This window comes from Pantoea sp. JV6, from assembly GCF_025910055.1.
In the GTDB taxonomy this organism is placed as follows: Bacteria; Pseudomonadota; Gammaproteobacteria; order Enterobacterales; family Enterobacteriaceae; genus Pantoea; species Pantoea agglomerans.
Window position 1 is genome coordinate 41484 of the sequence record NZ_JAPCIM010000001.1, and the last position, 16213, is coordinate 57696.

Consider the following 16213-nt stretch of genomic DNA (forward strand, 5'->3'; position numbering starts at 1 on the left):
CATTTTAACAGGCATGTCATTGTTCGCTGCTCGCTCTTAGCGGACCTTGGCTGACGTTGATAGTTGCATCAAATATAAAAAAACCGGCCTAACTGGTTTACGTTGAATGATGTTATAAGACGTAACATGCGGGCAACTAATCTGTCTCGCTGTTTTCATGTAGTGTGAGATTAGTTTGTATGCCGTTATTCGTTCTGCGCTTGAGCAGCACTCGCTCATACTCTTTCAGCGTCTGCGGCACAACCTGCCCGAAAGCCGTCAAGCTAAGCGGGTGCTGATGTCCTCGCGATTCAATAAATGACAGATACGCATGATAGAGATAGCGCTTCGAGTTTATCGGGCGAATGAACTCACCGAAGCCCGTTGCGTGCGTGTACGTCTATGCTGCATGAAAACGCATGAATCTCCGGCATCCTGGAACGGCAGGAAAGGCCAGCAGCAGCGCGGCTACGAGCGCGCGAAAGGGGGAGAAGTTGCTATTAATAGCAAAAGAGGTATTAGGATAGTTTTGTCGTAAAAGACATCAGATGATCGCTGGAGTTTATTGAAAGTAATGATTTAGCGGCATAAAGAGTCTTTAGCCTGCTTCTAAAAATTCTTAATCACGTTGGTTTACCTAATCTCAGTTGGATAGTGGGGGATTACCCCCCACATATTTATATCATAGCTAAATTATCAATAGTTTATTAATGTCTTGAAAAAGATTTTCGAAATGGCTTATGGTCTTCTCATCGATAGTCTTGGGTGGATTTGCTCCAAAGGTGGATGCTACTAGATAATGATTAAATCCACCTGAAGGGCGTAATGAAATACCATTATCTTTCAGGTATCTATTCAACCTCTCTACTATCCTTGAACCGGCGGGTAAATCACTTGCTTTTATTTTATCTCGTAGGTTTTTTTCGAATGTTTTATTAAAATAATCGATGTATAATTTGGCTGATATTAAATCTTCAATATCACTTGGCTGATCTTTCTTTTCAATGTACATTGATGTATGCTTTATTGCCTTGGGGTGAATAATTTTATTTCTTATCAGTTCATCCAATTTCTGATTGCTTTTTCCCTCATAATCATGAAGAACGGCAAGGCTAAGATCATTTGCTCCAAGTAGTGCAATGAAAGTGATTATTTTATCCAGTCCGCCGGTTGGAACTATAGTGATACTTTCATCGAGGCTCACTCTGCCTTTTTGTTCGAGTATGGCAGACATGTGTTTGAGAAAGATAAGTTCGGACGGGCCTTCAACTAAAAGATTTCTTTTTGATATAAAGAGGTTTTGTGCAATATCCCATCCTAATGCAGCCTGCAGAGGGAATATGGTTTTAGGGTCTGAGCTAGAAAGATTGTCAGTTATTATTGTTCCGATCTTATCCTTATCTTCGACCATGCGAACTTGATTAAGCCGATCGGAATGAACCATAAAGGGAGAATGAGTTGTATAAACTACCTGATGGCTTTCTGATAAATGGTCAATATATTTTAAAAAGTCAGATTGTGCTAAAGCATGTAGAGCTAAGGCCGGTTCATCGAGGAGTAATATTAATTTTCTATCTTCATCTTCTGCATCGACCTGATATTGAACACTATCAAACCAAACTAAGAAGCTAAAAAACCAAATAAATCCACGACTTCTTTTATCAAAAGGTGTTGTAACTCTATGTCTGCTATTTTTTATCCTAAGATAGATATTAGCACCGTCATTATAGGGGACCTCATCCCGAGAATCGCTCTGAATGTCAACGACGACTTCAATATTCTCATTTTGTTTCCAGAAGGTCATTATCTGATCTGTTAAGCTGTTCGAAACACCTTCTATTTTTGCTTTGAGAGACTCATAGCCATCAATGTCAGAAAGATCTTCAATATTGACATCAGCCATCCTTAGTAGGGCTAATATAGATTTGTGTTTAGGAGTTAATTGTGTCGAGTCAGTTTCTGATAGTTTATGCCTACGCAATAGGTCCTTTATGTTTAACTTTCCTGGTAGTATATCGTATTCACTGAAATATAGTGTTTTAGGTATATAGTTATCAAGATCTTTAAATACCTCATATTGAACGATACTATCCCAACTCGATTTTTTTATTCGAGCTTGAAGTAATTGAAGTGTTTTCTGCTCGCTTTCATTTAAATCTAATGATTCAAGATTTTCAACAATTTGTCTAATGCTTTTACTCTCTTTAATGGTATTTATTGTATCAGACGTAAAGTTACCAGTGTTTATAACTTTAGATATTGCAGGGCCTTCATCTACAGAAATTGCTATGCTTCTTTTATTATCATAATTTGTAGATATAGAGTAGGTAAAACCGAATTCTAGATTTGTACCATATGTTCTATTAATTCTGTTTATTTCATCCTCTTCAGGTTCGTATGTAAGCTTGATGGCATTTTCAGGGTTAGCCTGATGAATTTTATTGTAACGAGTAAGATCTTTTCTTGGATAATCTTCTATTACATTGAACTGCTCAATCCCCAAAGCATCACTAGCTTTATGTATACCTTGCAAGAAAACTGTTTTTCCGGCTTCGTTCATACCAACAAGAACCGTTGTGTATGGATCAATGCTACAAGCCTGTGACGTGTTTATAGAACGAAATGGACCCAGTTCAACTTTAGTTAAAATCATAGTAATTCCTTATGCTGATAATTAGTTAGCTAATGAAAAGAATTTGCCGCAATTATTCTTTGTTTTGAGCATATTGCCCCCACCAATCCATGATTAACTTTCGTTGTTCAATGTATGTAGTACGGTTATATGCGCGCCTTACTACATTCCTATCTGAATGAGCCAAGGCAGATTCGATCACGTCGGAATTAAAACCCTGTTCATTCATTGCTGTGCTCGCGATTGAACGTAAACCATGAGCCACCAATTTACCACTATATCCTATGCGCTTTAATGCTGCGTTAGCAGTCTGGCTATTCATCGTTTGCTTAGGATCATTTCTGCTTGGAAATACGTGTTCGCGCTGAGCACTGATAGGCTTCATCACTTCCAAAATTTCTAACGCTTGAGGTGATAACGGAACAATATGTTTGTGCTTAGCCTTCATCCGGTCGGCTGGAATTATCCAAAGCTTTTCATCAAAATCGATCTCTGCCCATCGTGTATCAGAAGCTAGTAGGGCGCACAAGTGTCAGTAGCTGCCATTCAATCAAGCAACGATTAGATACAGATAGGTTAGACATTTCCAAAGAACGCATGAGCTTCGGCAATTCTTCCAATCGCAATGTTGGCATATTTTGCTTTTTAGGCTTTTCAAAAACCATACCGATCCCAGAAGCAGGATTAGCATCAATCAAACCCGCGTTAACAGCATATATCATAATTTCGTTAATACGCTGTACCAATCGGCGTACTGTTTCAAGAGCAGCACGGGCCTTAATCGGCTCAAGTACTTCTATAAGCTTACGTGTTTTGATTTCCTGCACGGGAATCTCGCCAATGGCAGGGAAAACATCTTTCTCAAGAGAACGCCCGATATCCTTTGCGTAATCCGGCGTAACGCTGTCCTGCTTCTAGGCAAACCAGCTAGCGGCAATAGTTGAGAAAATGCTGTCCAATGCGATCCGCTGCTGTTCTGTGACCCGTTCAGCCTGTGTCTGCGGGTCACTACCTTTAGCGAGTAAGGATAGGTGATCAGCGCACAGGCGTCTGTCATCGGCCAGCGATAGGGCAGGGAAGGCATCGAGGCCCATCATGGTGCGCTGCTTTGTCGCTGGCTTTTGATAGTGGAAGCACCAAAGCTTATTTCAGGTGATTTTTACTACCAAAAAAGCCCCGCCGCCAAGATCTAGGGTTAAATCCTATCTATGGCTTTTGAACGAAGTCTTCAGTATTGGTTAAAGGGCGAGTTGTCCTTGCCATACTGGGTGTTCCTGCGTGAATAGGTATACGTTTTAGGATGCATATTACCGTGTACCAATAATCACCGGATTTGGCTGGATCATCCCGGAAGATCACAAACACAAAAAAGCCCGCAAGGCTTTCACCTTGCGGGCTCTCAGGACTTCGATGATGGTTCTGGTAACCATCAACCAAGAATTTGGTGGAGCTGGCGGGAGTTGAACCCGCGTCCGAAATTACTACACCGTCGGCACTACATGCTTAGTCAGTTTTTACATTCGCCGGTTAGCTGCGAACAGACACGCCACTAACAGACTAGCCTGATTGGATTTAACGCTTCAACCCCAGGCAAGGCATCCACGCGATCTCTTTTGGGTTTGACTTCTCTTGATCCCCGTCTTAAGAGCGGAAGCTAGGGAGAGAAGGCTCTAAGCAGGTTATTAAGCTGCTAGTGCGTAGTTTTCGTCGTTTGCGACTATTTTTTTGCGGCTTTTTACGAGGCAAACCGCCCCTCGGCATGCTCCTAAGGCTTCACAATCCCGTCGAGTCCAGAATCAGCCCCAGAACTTCAAATACTAACAACAAAACAACTCAAAATCCAGTGCTTAACGCTTTGAATTCTTCATGATACGTGCTTTGTCTAATTGCCATTCGCGGTCTTTGATATCATCGCGCTTGTCGTGTTCTTTTTTACCGCGTGCAACACCAATCTTCAGTTTGCACCAGGCGTTCTTCCAGTACAGCGACAGCGCCACAATGGTGTAGCCTTCGCGGTTGACGCGGCCATACAGGGAGTCGAGTTCACGTTGCTTCAGCAGCAGCTTACGGCTGCGCGTCGGGTCACAGACCACGTGACTGGAGGCAACGGCTAAGGGTTGAAAGGTTGAACCGAACAGAAAGGCTTCGCCATCGCGCAGCAGAATATAGCTGTCGCTGATGTTGGCTTTACCAGCACGAAGTGACTTAACTTCCCATCCTTGTAACGACAATCCCGCTTCGTACTCCTCTTCAATGAAGTACTCGTGACGGGCGCGTTTGTTCATGGCAACAGTGGCAGAACCGGGTTTGTGTGCTTTTTTCTTTGTCATAGTGCGGCGTATTTTACATCACTTAGTCGGTTATCGCATCCCCAGTCCAGCGGGGCGGCAGGAAACGGGATATTCTAGCACACCCTCACTCGGGGACATTTTTGTTTAATCGCTGAAAATGCTATTATTCAGCGGTTTCGTGATGAACAGGAACCATTATGGCTCAGATTAGTCGTTCGGCGCTGGTCCCGTTTAGTGCCGGGCAGATGTACAAACTTGTAAATGATGTGGATGCCTATCCGCAATTCCTGCCGGGTTGCACCGGAAGCCGCGTGCTGGATGCGTCAGATAATCAGATGACTGCGTCCGTGGATGTGTCGAAAGCGGGCATCAGCAAGACATTTACCACCCGCAATACCCTGACAGATAACCAGAGCATCCATATGCAACTGGTTGATGGACCGTTCCGCAAGCTGACCGGCGGCTGGAAGTTTGTCTCGCTGGGCGATGACGCCTGCAAGGTTGAACTTAGCCTGGAGTTTGAATTCACCAACATGCTGGTAGAGATGGCCTTTGGACGTATCTTCAAAGAGCTTGCCAACAGCATGGTGCAGGCTTTCACTCAGCGTGCCAAAGAGGTCTACAGTGCCTGAGATCTCCGTTGAGGTGGTCTACGCCTTACCTGAAAAACAGTATCAGCTTTACGTGAAAGTGGAGCAGGGCAGTACGGTAGAGCAGGCCATCCAAAAGTCAGGGCTACTGGAACTGCGTAGGGAGATTGACCTCACCAGTAATAAAGTCGGCATCTATAGTCGGCCAGTGAAGCTGGGTGATGAGGTTAATGAGGGCGATCGTATTGAGATCTATCGTCCGCTGATTGCCGATCCCAAAGAGCTGCGCCGTCAGCGCGCAGAGCGAGCGGCAGAAAGCAAAAAATAAGTCGCTATCCCTACAGGCTCAGTGGATAGCGGGCATAAAAAAAGGCGCTCAGTGCGCCTTTTTGCTGTCTGTCGTTTAAACGGTCTTACGTTCAATCAGTCGCTGTTTTTGGCCAGATTCTGCTTATTGTCGATGTTAGTCAGAACACCGTTACCATCAAAGTTCAGTGTCAGCGTCTGCTGTTTCACGCGCTCATGACCTGGCTCCTGACGGAACACGTAATACCATACGTTGCTGCCAAACGGGTCTTTCATCATCGGCGTACCGAGGGTGTAAGCCACCTGTTGCTGTGTCATACCGGTATGGATCTTGGCTACGTCGTTAGCTACCAGATAGTTACCCTGGTTGATATCAGGACGATAGACCACGCGCTCTAAGGTGGAACATCCGGCGGTCATCATCAACATTACTACTGCCGCGGCAGTCAGCGTTTTACAGCGCATCTATACATTCCTTTTCCGGGGCCAAACGCCTTTTACAGGCGGTTTTCTTGCCATCAAAATCTGAACTCTGCCTGCGGCAGGCTTTATTACTTTGGCGACATAAGTGCCGATGATAATAAACCTTTTCGCTATTGGAAACCTCTACAGAGCAAGCTTATGACCCCAGCCGGTTAAAAAAGTGCGCTGCTATGCGGCTAAAAGTTCTTTTGCGTTGGCCAGGGTATTGCGTGTGACCTCGCTGCCACCCAGCAGTCGTGCCAGTTCCTGCAGACGTGCACGCTTGTCCAGTGGCTGCATATGGGTCTCGGTCATCGCTCCATCGGTCTCTTTGCTGACATAAAAATGCTGATGACCACAACCGGCAACCTGCGGCAGGTGGGTTACGCACATTACCTGGGTTGATTCGCCCAGCTGACGCAACAGCTTACCTACCACGGCGGCGGTCGGGCCGCTGATGCCGACATCCACTTCATCGAAAATCATCGCTGGCGTTTCCATTTTCTTCGCGGTGATCACCTGAATCGCCAGGGCGATACGTGACAGCTCACCGCCCGAAGCGACTTTGCCCAGTGGCTGCAGTGGCTGACCTGGGTTAGTCGTCACCTGGAAATCGACGCGGCTCGCACCGTCTGCGGTCAGCTGATCCGGATTAAAGGTCAGCGCAATTTTAAACTGGCCATGCGGCATCGAGAGCAGATGCATACTCTGGGTAATCAGCAGCTGCAACTCATCTGCATAGTGGCTGCGCTGCTGATGCAGCTGCTCTGCGCTGTACAACGCTGCCTGATAGTGTTCACCCACCAGTGATTGCAGGCTCTCCTGATCGCTCTCATGCTGAGACAGCAGTTCCGCTTCTGCCAGCAGTTGCTGATGCAGTTCAGGCAGCCCTTCAGGAGTGACGTGATGCTTACGGGCTAAAGCAATCTGGCGCGAAATACGCTGTTCCAGTTCGTACAGGCGGTTAGGATCCAGATCGAGGCTGTCGCAGTAGTGGCGCAGCTCATCGCTGGCTTCGCTCAGCTGAATGGCCGCCTCTTCCAGCAGGTTGTGAACGCCGTTCAGCTTCTCATCCAGCGAGGTCAGTTCTGAAATCATCTCACGCGCGCTGTAGAGCAGGCTGTTGAGATTATTGTCATCGCTGTCTGCTAACAGTTGTAGTGCTTGCTGGCTGGTCGACAGCAGCTGCCCGCTGTTGGCCAGACGCTTGTACTCTTCGTCGATCTGCTCATATTCACCCTGCTGCGGGGCGAAGTCGTTCAGTTCTTTCAGCTGATACTGCAACAACTCGCGGCGGGATTCGCGCTCCTGCGCCTGCTGCTGATGCAGCGCCAGGGTGCGGCAGCTCTGATGCCAGGTCTGATAGCTGGCGCGCATTTGCTGCAGCAGCTCGTCGTGACCGGCATAGGCATCCAGCAGATGTTTCTGGTGGTCTGGTTTGAGCAGGAGCTGATGGGCATGCTGACCATGGATCTGAATCAGTAACTGGCCGAGATCGCGCAGCTGAGAGAGCGGCACCGCCGTGCCATTGATAAAGCCGCGGGAACGTCCGTCAGCGCTGATAACCCGGCGCAGCAGACATTCGTTGCCATCGTCCAGATGATTATCAATCAGCCAGCGCTGAGCAGAAGGAGAGGACTTAAGCTGGAAGCGGGCGCAAAGGTCGGCCCGGCTGGCACCCTGACGCACCATGTCGGCATCAGCACGACCGCCCAGGCATAATCCCAGCGCATCAATCGCGATAGACTTACCGGCACCGGTCTCACCAGTGATTGCTGTCATGCCGCGTTGAAAATCAATGTCGAGCTCACGAACGATAGCGAAATTACTGATGGTCAGTTGGGCCAGCATAGGTTCACCTGTATGAATAAACACATATGGTTTTTCATACAGTATAAACTGGTTTTTTATCCAGTAAAGAGGGGAGGCCGCATTTCAGAACAATTTTTTTGACCAGCCCAGTTTTGAACTCAGCGTATTGAAATAGCTGTAGTTTTTGGGGTGAATCAGGTTCAGGTGATTGGCGCTGCGTCGAATCAGTACATCCTCGCCTTCCTGAATCGGCAGCGCAATCTGGCTGTCACAGCTGATTTCCAGATCGCTGCGGCGTGAGGAAAAGCGCAAACGGATGGTACTGCTGCTGTTGATGACCAGTGGCCGCGCTGACAGCGTATGCGGGAACATGGGCACCAGCACAATCGCTTCGAGTGACGGCGTCAGAATCGGGCCGCCCGCAGAGAGCGAATAGGCGGTCGAGCCGGTGGGTGTCGAAATAATCAGCCCATCTGATCGCTGGGAGAAGGCGAACACTTCATCGATGTAGACTTCAAATTCGATCATGTGCGCGACTTTGCCGGGATGCAGCACCACTTCGTTGATAGCGGAGCCAATGCGCGGCGAGCAGTCAGACTTACACACCTGCGCTTCCAGCAGAAAGCGGCTCTCGACGAAATAGTTGCCCTGTAGCACCTCATCCAGCTGCTGCTGCGCATTGTCCGGGTCAAGGTCGGTGAGAAAGCCGAGATTACCGCGGTTAATCCCAATCACTTTAATGTCGTAGCGCGCCAGCACCCGCGCTGCGCCCAGCATATTGCCATCACCGCCCACCACGACCGCTAAATCGGCCTGCTGACCAATCTCCGCCAGCGTGCCCGTCTGCACGTCGTGAAGCGACAGCTCCTGCGCAATTTGCTTCTCAACGATCACTTGATAACCTTTGGCTGTCAGCCAGCGCCAGAGCATCTCATGCGTGGTTAACGCGGTGGGATGGCGCGGATGACCCACAATACCAATGCAGTTAAAGTGTTTGTTCATCTGGTCGGTGTTCCTTATAAGCCAAAACGGTAAGGCAATGTGATAGGTTCCCTTGAATCCGTCATACCAATCCCCATAATAAGCCAACCAGCGAAATGAATGTGCAAAACGCGGAGAAATTCATGAGTAGTAAAGAACAGAACACCCCAAACGAGCAAGTCTCAGACGAAATTCAGCAGGATCAGCAGCAACCTCAGGAAGCGGAGACAGCGGCAGAGGTGGATCCGCGTGATGAGCGTATTGCTCAGCTCGAAGCTGAATTAGCGCAGTCACAGACCGGTGTGCGCGATGCCCAGCTGCGTGCGCAGGCAGAGATTGAGAACATTCGTCGTCGTGCCGAGATGGACGTTGAGAAGGCGCACAAATTTGCGCTTGAGAAGTTTGCCAACGAACTGCTGCCGGTGATCGACAGCCTCGAACGTGCGCTGGAAGTAGCGAACAAAGAGGACCCACAGCTGGCTTCGATGATTGAAGGGATTGAACTGACCCTGAAAGGCCTGCTGGGCGCCGTGCGTAAATTCGGTGTTGAAGTGGTCGGCGAAACCGGCGTGCCATTTAACCCGGAAGTGCATCAGGCGATGTCGATGATGGAGTCTGAAGAGTTTGAGCCTAACCATGTCATGCTGGTCATGCAGCGTGGCTATACGCTGAATGGTCGCCTGCTGCGCCCGGCGATGGTTGCGGTTTCCAAAGCGAAAAGCTGATTCAACGCCTGAATCCCGTTACACGGCCGCGCACTGACGCGGCCGTGTGCTTTCTGGCGTCAGTCAGGTAAAACCGGCATCCAGTCCACCGGCTTTTTACCGGCAGCGCTCAGCAGCTCATTGGTTGTTGAAAAGTGTTTGCAGCCGAAAAAGCCACGGTGCGCGGAGAGCGGCGAGGGATGCGGTGCCTGCAACACGTGATGGCGCTGGCGATCAATAATGCTGCCTTTCTTCTGCGCATGTGAACCCCACAGCAGAAAAATCACCCCTTCACAGTGCTGGTTAATCGCCGCAATCACATTATCCGTAAAGGTCTCCCAGCCAAATCGCGCATGGGAATGCGCTTTGCCCGCCTCAACTGTCAACACGGTGTTCAGCAACATCACGCCCTGTTTTGCCCAGCTTTCAAGAAAGCCGTGACTGGGCTTCTGAAAGCCTGGAATATCCTGCATCAGCTCTTTATAGATATTCTGCAGAGAGGGCGGCACCTGGACGCCGGGCAGTACCGAGAAGGCCAGGCCGTGCGCCTGATGAGGCCCGTGATAGGGATCCTGACCGAGTATCACGACGTTGACGTCGCCCAGCTCCGTCAGGCGAAAGGCGTTGAACACATCTTTCTGCGGCGGATAGACCGTGACACCTGCGGCGCGTTGATCGGCGACCTGCTTCAGCGTCTCGATAAAATAGGGTTTCTCTTTCTCTTCAGCCAGCACGTCGTGCCAGGTCAGCTTTTCAGCCATGTTTAACTCCCTTAACGTTAGTGCCATAAGCTTAGCGGTTCCTGCCGCTGACCTGAAGGCAAAAATAATTTGAATAATACAAATTAAGTTTAGGTGGCAGGGATATTGAGATCAATGGGTTAGCTTAAAAGCGGTCGGAATGCCTGATTAATATTGATACAGGTCAAAACTGTCCGAGATCAAAGGTGATATACCGGGGCCTCAAATTTGATTTATCCACGTATTACCCGGGAGACGCAATCATGATCACTGGTATCCAGATCACTCAATCAAACAATTCACAACTACTGAACTCCTTCTGGCTGCTGGACGAAGAGAAAGCCGAAGCGCGTTGCCTGTGTGCAAAAGCGGGCTACGAAGAAGATCAGGTTGTCGCCATCAGCGAACTGGGCGAATTCGCTTACCGTGAAGTGCCGGTTGAAATCAAACCTCAGGTACGTGTTGAAGGTGGACAGCATCTGAACGTCAACGTTCTGCGCCGCGAAACGCTGGAAGATGCAGTTAAACATCCTGAAAACTATCCGCAGCTGACCATCCGCGTTTCAGGCTATGCCGTGCGTTTTAACTCACTGACGCCTGAGCAGCAGCGCGACGTGATTACCCGTACCTTTACTGAAAGTCTTTGAGCAGCCTGAGTTATCGGTTGCTGAAAATTAGCGCAAAGCGCACACAGCAATTTTTATTAATATTATGAATAAGATAAACAGTTAACTGCCTGGCACGCTGATGACAGTGTCGTGAAGAAAGCGCTCTGGCAGACAAAAGATTGTGAAAGGGCTGTTACTGATTATCAGATAAAAAAAATCGCCTCCTGTGAGGCGATTTTTTTATGGCTGCGATGATTTATTCCGCATTCTCGTTAGCTGGCGTACTGCCGCTTGCCTTGCGGCGTTTGCCGACATTTTTGGCATCACGATGGCGTTTTTTCACACGCGGTTTTTCTGTTTCACTGGCTTTCTGCTCTGCACGCTTCGCCAGAACCTTTTTCGAGGGTTTGCCGGTCGTTTTGGCACTTGGCGCCCGCGTCTCAGGACGCAGCTCATCAATCACGCGCGCTTTGATCGGCTCGTTCACATAGCGGGTGATTTTGCCCAGCAGCACGAAATCGTGCGCTTCAACCAGTGAGATAGCGATGCCTTTACGGCCCGCACGACCGGTACGCCCGATGCGGTGCAGATAGGTATCGGCGGTGCGCGTCATGTCATAGTTGAAGACGTGACTGACATCTTCAACGTCAATGCCGCGCGCGGCGATATCCGTCGCAACCAGCACGTTAACGCGGCCTTCACTCAGACGTTTAATCGCTTCGTTACGCTTTGCCTGCACCATTTCGCCTTCAAGATAGCTGCTACGAATCCCCGCTTCGTGCAGCCAGCTCACCAGCTCATGCAGACGTTCACGCTTACGCACGAACACGATGCTGCGCGTCACATCCGGCTGTTTCAGCAGATGGATCAGTAATTTGGTTTTGTGCTGCAGATCGTCAGCGCGGTAGTACCACTGCTGGATCTTTTTGCGCTCACGGCGGCTTGGGTCCGCTTCCAGCTCAACCGGATCGTTCAGCAGACGCTCGGCGAAGTCACGGATATTGTCGCCTTCCAGCGTGGCAGAGAACAGCAGGGTTTGCTTGCGCCAGCGCGTTTCAGCCGCGATGGTTTCGATATCCTGGGCAAAGCCCATATCGAGCATGCGGTCCGCTTCATCCAGCACCAGGGTTTCTACTGCGCGGCAGTCAAAGTTCTCTTCTTTGATGTACTGCAGCAGACGGCCGGTGGTGGCGACCACGATGTCCTGGTTTTCGCTGAACACTTCGGCATGGTTCATATAAGCCACGCCGCCAGTGATGGTGGCGATGTCCAGATGGGTATGTTTCGCCAGCTCACGCGCATGATCGGCGACCTGCATCGCCAGTTCGCGGGTCGGGGTCACAATCAGGATGCGTGGCGGGCCAGATTTCTTACGCGGAAAATCAAGGAGGTGCTGCAACGCCGGTAACAGATACGCGGCGGTTTTCCCGGTCCCTGTAGGTGCCGAACCCAGAACGTCACGGCCCTCCAGCGCGGGCGGAATTGCAGCAGCCTGGATCACTGTTGGGCGCGTAAAGCCTTTTTCCTGCAACGCTTGTAGCAGGCTTTCGTCGAGTTCGAGTTCGGAAAATGTGGTTACTGTCATGGTCTACCTCAGTTTGGGGCGCTGATTATAGACAGATCAGACTGAATCTTCATCTGTTAATCCGTTTCGGCTGCGCCTGGGGTTGTCTGCCGCGTGAATTCCCTCTGTTGTCACGTTACACTCATGCGCTGCCGTACGGCAGGAAAAAAACGATGGTAGTGACGAATGATGCAGGATAAGCCGCGTGAACGGCCACAGTTAAACAAGAACGGTTTTACCTTTAAACAATTTTTTGTCGCGCACGATCGCTGTGCGATGAAAGTGGGCACCGATGCCATTCTGCTTGGGGCCTGGGCGCCGGTTGCCGGGGTAAAACGTATTCTGGATATTGGCAGCGGCAGCGGGCTTATCGCGCTGATGCTGGCGCAGCGTACGCCGTCGCCGGTCAACATCGATGCGGTTGAGTTAGAACCGGAAGCCGCGCTTCAGGCGCAGGAGAATGTGCAGCAGTCGCCGTGGCCTGAACGTATTCAGATTCATCAGCGTAATATCGCCGACTGGGCTGAACAGTGCGATAAACGTTACTCGCTAATCGTCAGCAATCCGCCTTATTTTGCACCTGGCGTGGCCTGTTCTACTGCGGCACGGGACAGCGCCCGTGCGACTGCCTCGCTCGATCATCAGACACTGTTGCGCAGTGCTGCATTACTGATTGAAGAAGAGGGGATGTTCTGCGTGGTGCTGCCCACCGCGACCGGCCAGGAATTCATCGCCCTGGCGCAGGCGGATGGCTGGCATCTGCGTTTCCGGCTGGACGTGGCGGAATATGCCCATCGTCCGCCGCACCGCGTCCTGCTGGGGCTGTCGCCGCAGGCCGGTGAAACCCTGCTGGAGCGCCTTGCCATCCGCACGCCGGACACCCGCTATTCTGATGAGTGGTGTAGTCTGACGCGGGAGTTCTACCTTTTTATGTAGTCCGGCGGCGTCAGTATGGTTGGCCGCGCCTCGGGCAGTAAATCCGGGTAGTCGCGGATATAGTGCAGGCCGCGACTCTCTTTTCGCTCCAGCGCACAGCGCACCATCAGGTCAGCCACCTGCACCAGATTCCGTAGCTCCAGCAGATTATTGGAGAGGCGGAAATGACGATAATATTCATCGATCTCCTGCTGAAGCAGGTTGATGCGACGCAGCGCCCGCTCCAGCCGCCGGGTCGTGCGGACGATTCCCATGTAGTCCCACATGAATAACCGCAGCTCGTGCCAGTTATGCTGGATCACCACGCGCTCATCGGCGTCATCGACCTGGCTTTCATCCCATGCGGGTAGCGCAGTAACGGCTTCGATGGCGGGCAGGGTGCGAATCAGCTCCTCTGCAGCGGACCAGCCATAAACCAGACACTCCAGCAGCGAATTGGATGCCATGCGGTTAGCGCCATGCAGGCCGGTATAACTCACCTCACCGATGGCATAGAGGCCACTCACGTCAGTCTGGCCATGCTGATCGACGACCACGCCGCCACAGGTATAGTGCGCGGCAGGCACAATCGGGATGGGTTCTTTGGTGAGGTCAAAGCCAAAGGTCAGCAACTTCTCATAGATCATCGGGAAGTGCGCGCGAACAAACTCCTCAGGCTGGTGGCTGATATCCAGATACATACAGTCAACGCCCAGCCGCTTCATCTCATGATCGATGGCCCGGGCGACGATATCGCGCGGGGCGAGTTCGGCACGCTCATCGAAATCAGGCATGAAACGGCTGCCATCGGGACGCAACAGCCAGGCACCTTCTCCGCGTAACGCTTCGGTTAACAGGAAATTCTGCGCCTGCGGATGAAACAGGCAGGTCGGGTGGAACTGATTAAATTCCAGATTGGCAACCCGGCAGCCGGCACGCCAGGCCATCGCGATGCCGTCACCGGAGGCGATGTCGGGATTAGTCGTATATTGATAGACCTTGGCGGCACCACCGGTTGCAACCACCACGGCCCGTGCCCGACAGGTTTCCACCTGTTCGCGATTACGGTTCCAGATCCACGCGCCTACTACACGGCGTGGGCCTGGCAGGCCGATTTTATCTGAAAGAATCAGATCGACCGCGTTGGTGCGTTCCAGAATCCGGATGTTGGGATGGCTCAACGCCTGGCTTACCAGCGTCGTTTCAACCGCATGGCCGGTAGCGTCAGCGCTGTGCAGGATACGGCGATGACTGTGGCCGCCTTCCCGCGTCAGGTGATAACGCATGTCGCCGGCCGCCTGCGGATCGAGATCAAAGGCGACACCGTTGTCGATCAGCCACTGCACGCAATGCCGGGCATTACTGGCGATAAACGAGACGGCTTCACGGTCGCATAATCCTGCTCCGGCAATCAGCGTATCTTCGATGTGCGACTCGATGCTGTCAGTCTCATCAAATACCGCAGCAATACCGCCCTGGGCGTAAAGGGTTGACCCCTCATTGACCTGCGCTTTACTGAGAACTGTCACCTGATACTGTTTTGCCAGCCGCAACGCCAGCGACAGGCCAGCAGCACCGCTGCCCACAATGAGTACATCACACTGATAATCCGGGTTCGCATTCATCATAATGTTTAATTTACTAAACAAGAATAGGGCTGAGCATAAGCGCAATGGGGGTTGCTGTGAAGTATTTTAAACATCTGGCGCAGGTTTTTGTCTGATGATTTCCCAAAGTTACTTAATATCAGTGAGTTAAAACCGGACTGCTTTTGGCGCGGTTTTTTATAGCAAACTTATTAAACCTAAAGGATTTAATGATGAAAAAGCTGTTGTCATAGGTTACTCTGCCTGCGATTTACGCTCCTTACACTGAACGAAAACGAAGAACCTGTGTAATGTCCATCGGAGCGGTAAATATCAGGGCGAGAAGTGAACTTCGCACCACATCACAACTCTAAGCGCATGCTTGCTCAGAACCATGAGATGTGCTGGCAGTTACTTTATGCGTATGAAAAATTTGGGGAGACATTACCTCGGATGAGCGAGCAGTTGACGGACCAGGTCCTTGTCGAGCGCGTACAGAAGGGAGATCAAAAAGCTTTCAACTTACTGGTGATTCGTTACCAGCATAAAGTGGCGAGCCTGGTTTCACGCTATGTTCCCTCGGGCGACGTACCTGATGTAGTACAGGAATCGTTTATTAAAGCGTATCGCGCACTGGACTCATTCCGGGGCGATAGCGCGTTTTATACCTGGCTGTACCGCATTGCGGTAAATACAGCGAAAAATTACCTGGTTGCTCAGGGGCGTCGTCCGCCATCCAGCGATGTGGATGCTATTGACGCAGAAAATTTCGAAAGTGCGGGTGCATTAAAAGAAATTTCGAACCCTGAGAACTTAATGTTGTCAGAAGAATTGAAACAAATTGTCTTTCGTACCATCGAGGCGCTACCCGAGGACTTGCGTATGGCAATCACCCTCAGGGAACTGGACGGTCTGAGTTATGAAGAGATCGCCGTCATTATGGATTGCCCGGTAGGCACTGTTCGATCACGTATCTTTCGTGCGCGAGAGGCCATTGATAACAAAGTTCAACCGCTTATCCAACGTCAGTGATAACGGCTACT

The 16213-nt window shown here is 50.4% G+C and carries 14 protein-coding genes, 1 other RNA gene and 2 pseudogenes; 6 read left to right on the forward strand and 11 right to left on the reverse strand.

Features of this window, described 5'->3' with window-relative positions; all coding sequences use genetic code 11:
* Positions 1–136 precede the first annotated feature (136 nt).
* The 5 genes and pseudogenes from OK412_RS00195 to smpB all read right to left on the reverse strand — a co-directional run.
* Positions 137–346 (reverse strand): annotated as a pseudogene (locus OK412_RS00195) (winged helix-turn-helix domain-containing protein); the annotation flags it as partial.
* A 321-nt stretch (positions 347–667) separates the two neighbouring features.
* On the reverse strand, positions 668–2632 hold the full coding sequence (locus tag OK412_RS00200; RefSeq protein ID WP_264352560.1) for an AAA family ATPase: 1965 nt from the start codon (positions 2630–2632) through the stop codon (positions 668–670).
* 52 nt (positions 2633–2684) lie between these two features.
* Positions 2685–3874: pseudogene (locus OK412_RS00205) on the reverse strand (integrase domain-containing protein).
* 179 nt (positions 3875–4053) lie between these two features.
* Positions 4054–4415, reverse strand: a transfer-messenger RNA (tmRNA) gene (gene ssrA, locus OK412_RS00210).
* A gap of 43 nt (positions 4416–4458) precedes the next feature.
* Positions 4459–4941, reverse strand: a complete 483-nt coding sequence (gene smpB, locus OK412_RS00215) for an SsrA-binding protein SmpB (RefSeq protein ID WP_010257694.1) — start codon at positions 4939–4941, stop codon at positions 4459–4461.
* Positions 4942–5099: 158 nt separating this feature from the next.
* Here smpB and OK412_RS00220 point away from each other — a divergent pair, with 158 nt between their 5' ends.
* Together OK412_RS00220 and OK412_RS00225 are read left to right on the forward strand one after the other, a co-directional pair.
* Complete coding sequence (locus OK412_RS00220; protein WP_010257692.1) at positions 5100–5534, forward strand: type II toxin-antitoxin system RatA family toxin; 435 nt, start codon at positions 5100–5102, stop codon at positions 5532–5534.
* A complete protein-coding gene (locus OK412_RS00225; RefSeq protein WP_010257690.1) occupies positions 5527–5820 on the forward strand; it encodes an RnfH family protein in 294 nt (97 codons plus the stop codon). The genes OK412_RS00220 and OK412_RS00225 overlap by 8 nt, the downstream gene beginning before the upstream one ends.
* Positions 5821–5915: 95 nt before the next feature.
* On the opposite strand, the gene bamE is transcribed toward OK412_RS00225, so the two are convergent.
* The 3 genes from bamE to nadK form a co-directional block, all read right to left on the reverse strand.
* Positions 5916–6263, reverse strand: coding sequence for an outer membrane protein assembly factor BamE (bamE, locus tag OK412_RS00230; RefSeq protein ID WP_129063103.1), 348 nt, complete (start codon positions 6261–6263; stop codon positions 5916–5918).
* A 186-nt stretch (positions 6264–6449) separates the two neighbouring features.
* Complete coding sequence (gene recN / locus OK412_RS00235; protein WP_060680758.1) at positions 6450–8111, reverse strand: DNA repair protein RecN; 1662 nt, start codon at positions 8109–8111, stop codon at positions 6450–6452.
* A gap of 84 nt (positions 8112–8195) precedes the next feature.
* Positions 8196–9074: an NAD(+) kinase gene (gene nadK, locus OK412_RS00240; RefSeq protein ID WP_010257685.1), complete on the reverse strand. Its 879-nt coding sequence runs from the start codon at positions 9072–9074 to the stop codon at positions 8196–8198.
* Positions 9075–9196: 122 nt separating this feature from the next.
* Between nadK and grpE the strand changes: the two genes are divergently transcribed.
* On the forward strand, positions 9197–9778 hold the full coding sequence (grpE, locus tag OK412_RS00245; protein WP_010257683.1) for a nucleotide exchange factor GrpE: 582 nt from the start codon (positions 9197–9199) through the stop codon (positions 9776–9778).
* A 59-nt stretch (positions 9779–9837) separates the two neighbouring features.
* Here the strand turns inward: grpE and ung are convergent, their stop codons facing one another.
* Positions 9838–10518, reverse strand: coding sequence for a uracil-DNA glycosylase (gene ung, locus OK412_RS00250; protein WP_264352561.1), 681 nt, complete (start codon positions 10516–10518; stop codon positions 9838–9840).
* 242 nt (positions 10519–10760) lie between these two features.
* Between ung and grcA the strand changes: the two genes are divergently transcribed.
* Positions 10761–11144, forward strand: coding sequence for an autonomous glycyl radical cofactor GrcA (grcA, locus tag OK412_RS00255; RefSeq protein WP_010672180.1), 384 nt, complete (start codon positions 10761–10763; stop codon positions 11142–11144).
* 217 nt (positions 11145–11361) lie between these two features.
* On the opposite strand, the gene srmB is transcribed toward grcA, so the two are convergent.
* Entirely contained in the window at positions 11362–12690 is a 1329-nt protein-coding gene (srmB, locus tag OK412_RS00260) for an ATP-dependent RNA helicase SrmB (RefSeq protein ID WP_010257676.1), read from the reverse strand.
* A gap of 165 nt (positions 12691–12855) precedes the next feature.
* On the opposite strand from srmB, the gene trmN reads away from it, so the two are divergent.
* Entirely contained in the window at positions 12856–13605 is a 750-nt protein-coding gene (trmN, locus tag OK412_RS00265) for a tRNA(1)(Val) (adenine(37)-N(6))-methyltransferase TrmN (protein ID WP_264352562.1), read from the forward strand.
* On the opposite strand, the gene nadB is transcribed toward trmN, so the two are convergent.
* Positions 13590–15209: an L-aspartate oxidase gene (gene nadB, locus OK412_RS00270; protein ID WP_010671303.1), complete on the reverse strand. Its 1620-nt coding sequence runs from the start codon at positions 15207–15209 to the stop codon at positions 13590–13592. The genes trmN and nadB overlap by 16 nt on opposite strands.
* A gap of 414 nt (positions 15210–15623) precedes the next feature.
* Between nadB and rpoE the strand changes: the two genes are divergently transcribed.
* On the forward strand, positions 15624–16202 hold the full coding sequence (gene rpoE / locus OK412_RS00275; RefSeq protein ID WP_010257669.1) for an RNA polymerase sigma factor RpoE: 579 nt from the start codon (positions 15624–15626) through the stop codon (positions 16200–16202).
* Positions 16203–16213 lie beyond the last annotated feature (11 nt).

Coding starts and splice junctions, on each gene's coding strand:
- recN (WP_060680758.1), bottom strand. CDS start 8,111: ATGCTGGCCCAACTGACCATCAGTAATTTCGCTATCGTTCGTGAGCTC.
- srmB (WP_010257676.1), bottom strand. CDS start 12,690: ATGACAGTAACCACATTTTCCGAACTCGAACTCGACGAAAGCCTGCTA.
- OK412_RS00220 (WP_010257692.1), top strand. CDS start 5,100: ATGGCTCAGATTAGTCGTTCGGCGCTGGTCCCGTTTAGTGCCGGGCAG.
- bamE (WP_129063103.1), bottom strand. CDS start 6,263: ATGCGCTGTAAAACGCTGACTGCCGCGGCAGTAGTAATGTTGATGATG.
- rpoE (WP_010257669.1), top strand. CDS start 15,624: ATGAGCGAGCAGTTGACGGACCAGGTCCTTGTCGAGCGCGTACAGAAG.
- grpE (WP_010257683.1), top strand. CDS start 9,197: ATGAGTAGTAAAGAACAGAACACCCCAAACGAGCAAGTCTCAGACGAA.
- OK412_RS00200 (WP_264352560.1), bottom strand. CDS start 2,632: ATGATTTTAACTAAAGTTGAACTGGGTCCATTTCGTTCTATAAACACG.
- smpB (WP_010257694.1), bottom strand. CDS start 4,941: ATGACAAAGAAAAAAGCACACAAACCCGGTTCTGCCACTGTTGCCATG.
- grcA (WP_010672180.1), top strand. CDS start 10,761: ATGATCACTGGTATCCAGATCACTCAATCAAACAATTCACAACTACTG.
- ung (WP_264352561.1), bottom strand. CDS start 10,518: ATGGCTGAAAAGCTGACCTGGCACGACGTGCTGGCTGAAGAGAAAGAG.
- nadK (WP_010257685.1), bottom strand. CDS start 9,074: ATGAACAAACACTTTAACTGCATTGGTATTGTGGGTCATCCGCGCCAT.
- nadB (WP_010671303.1), bottom strand. CDS start 15,209: ATGAATGCGAACCCGGATTATCAGTGTGATGTACTCATTGTGGGCAGC.
- trmN (WP_264352562.1), top strand. CDS start 12,856: ATGATGCAGGATAAGCCGCGTGAACGGCCACAGTTAAACAAGAACGGT.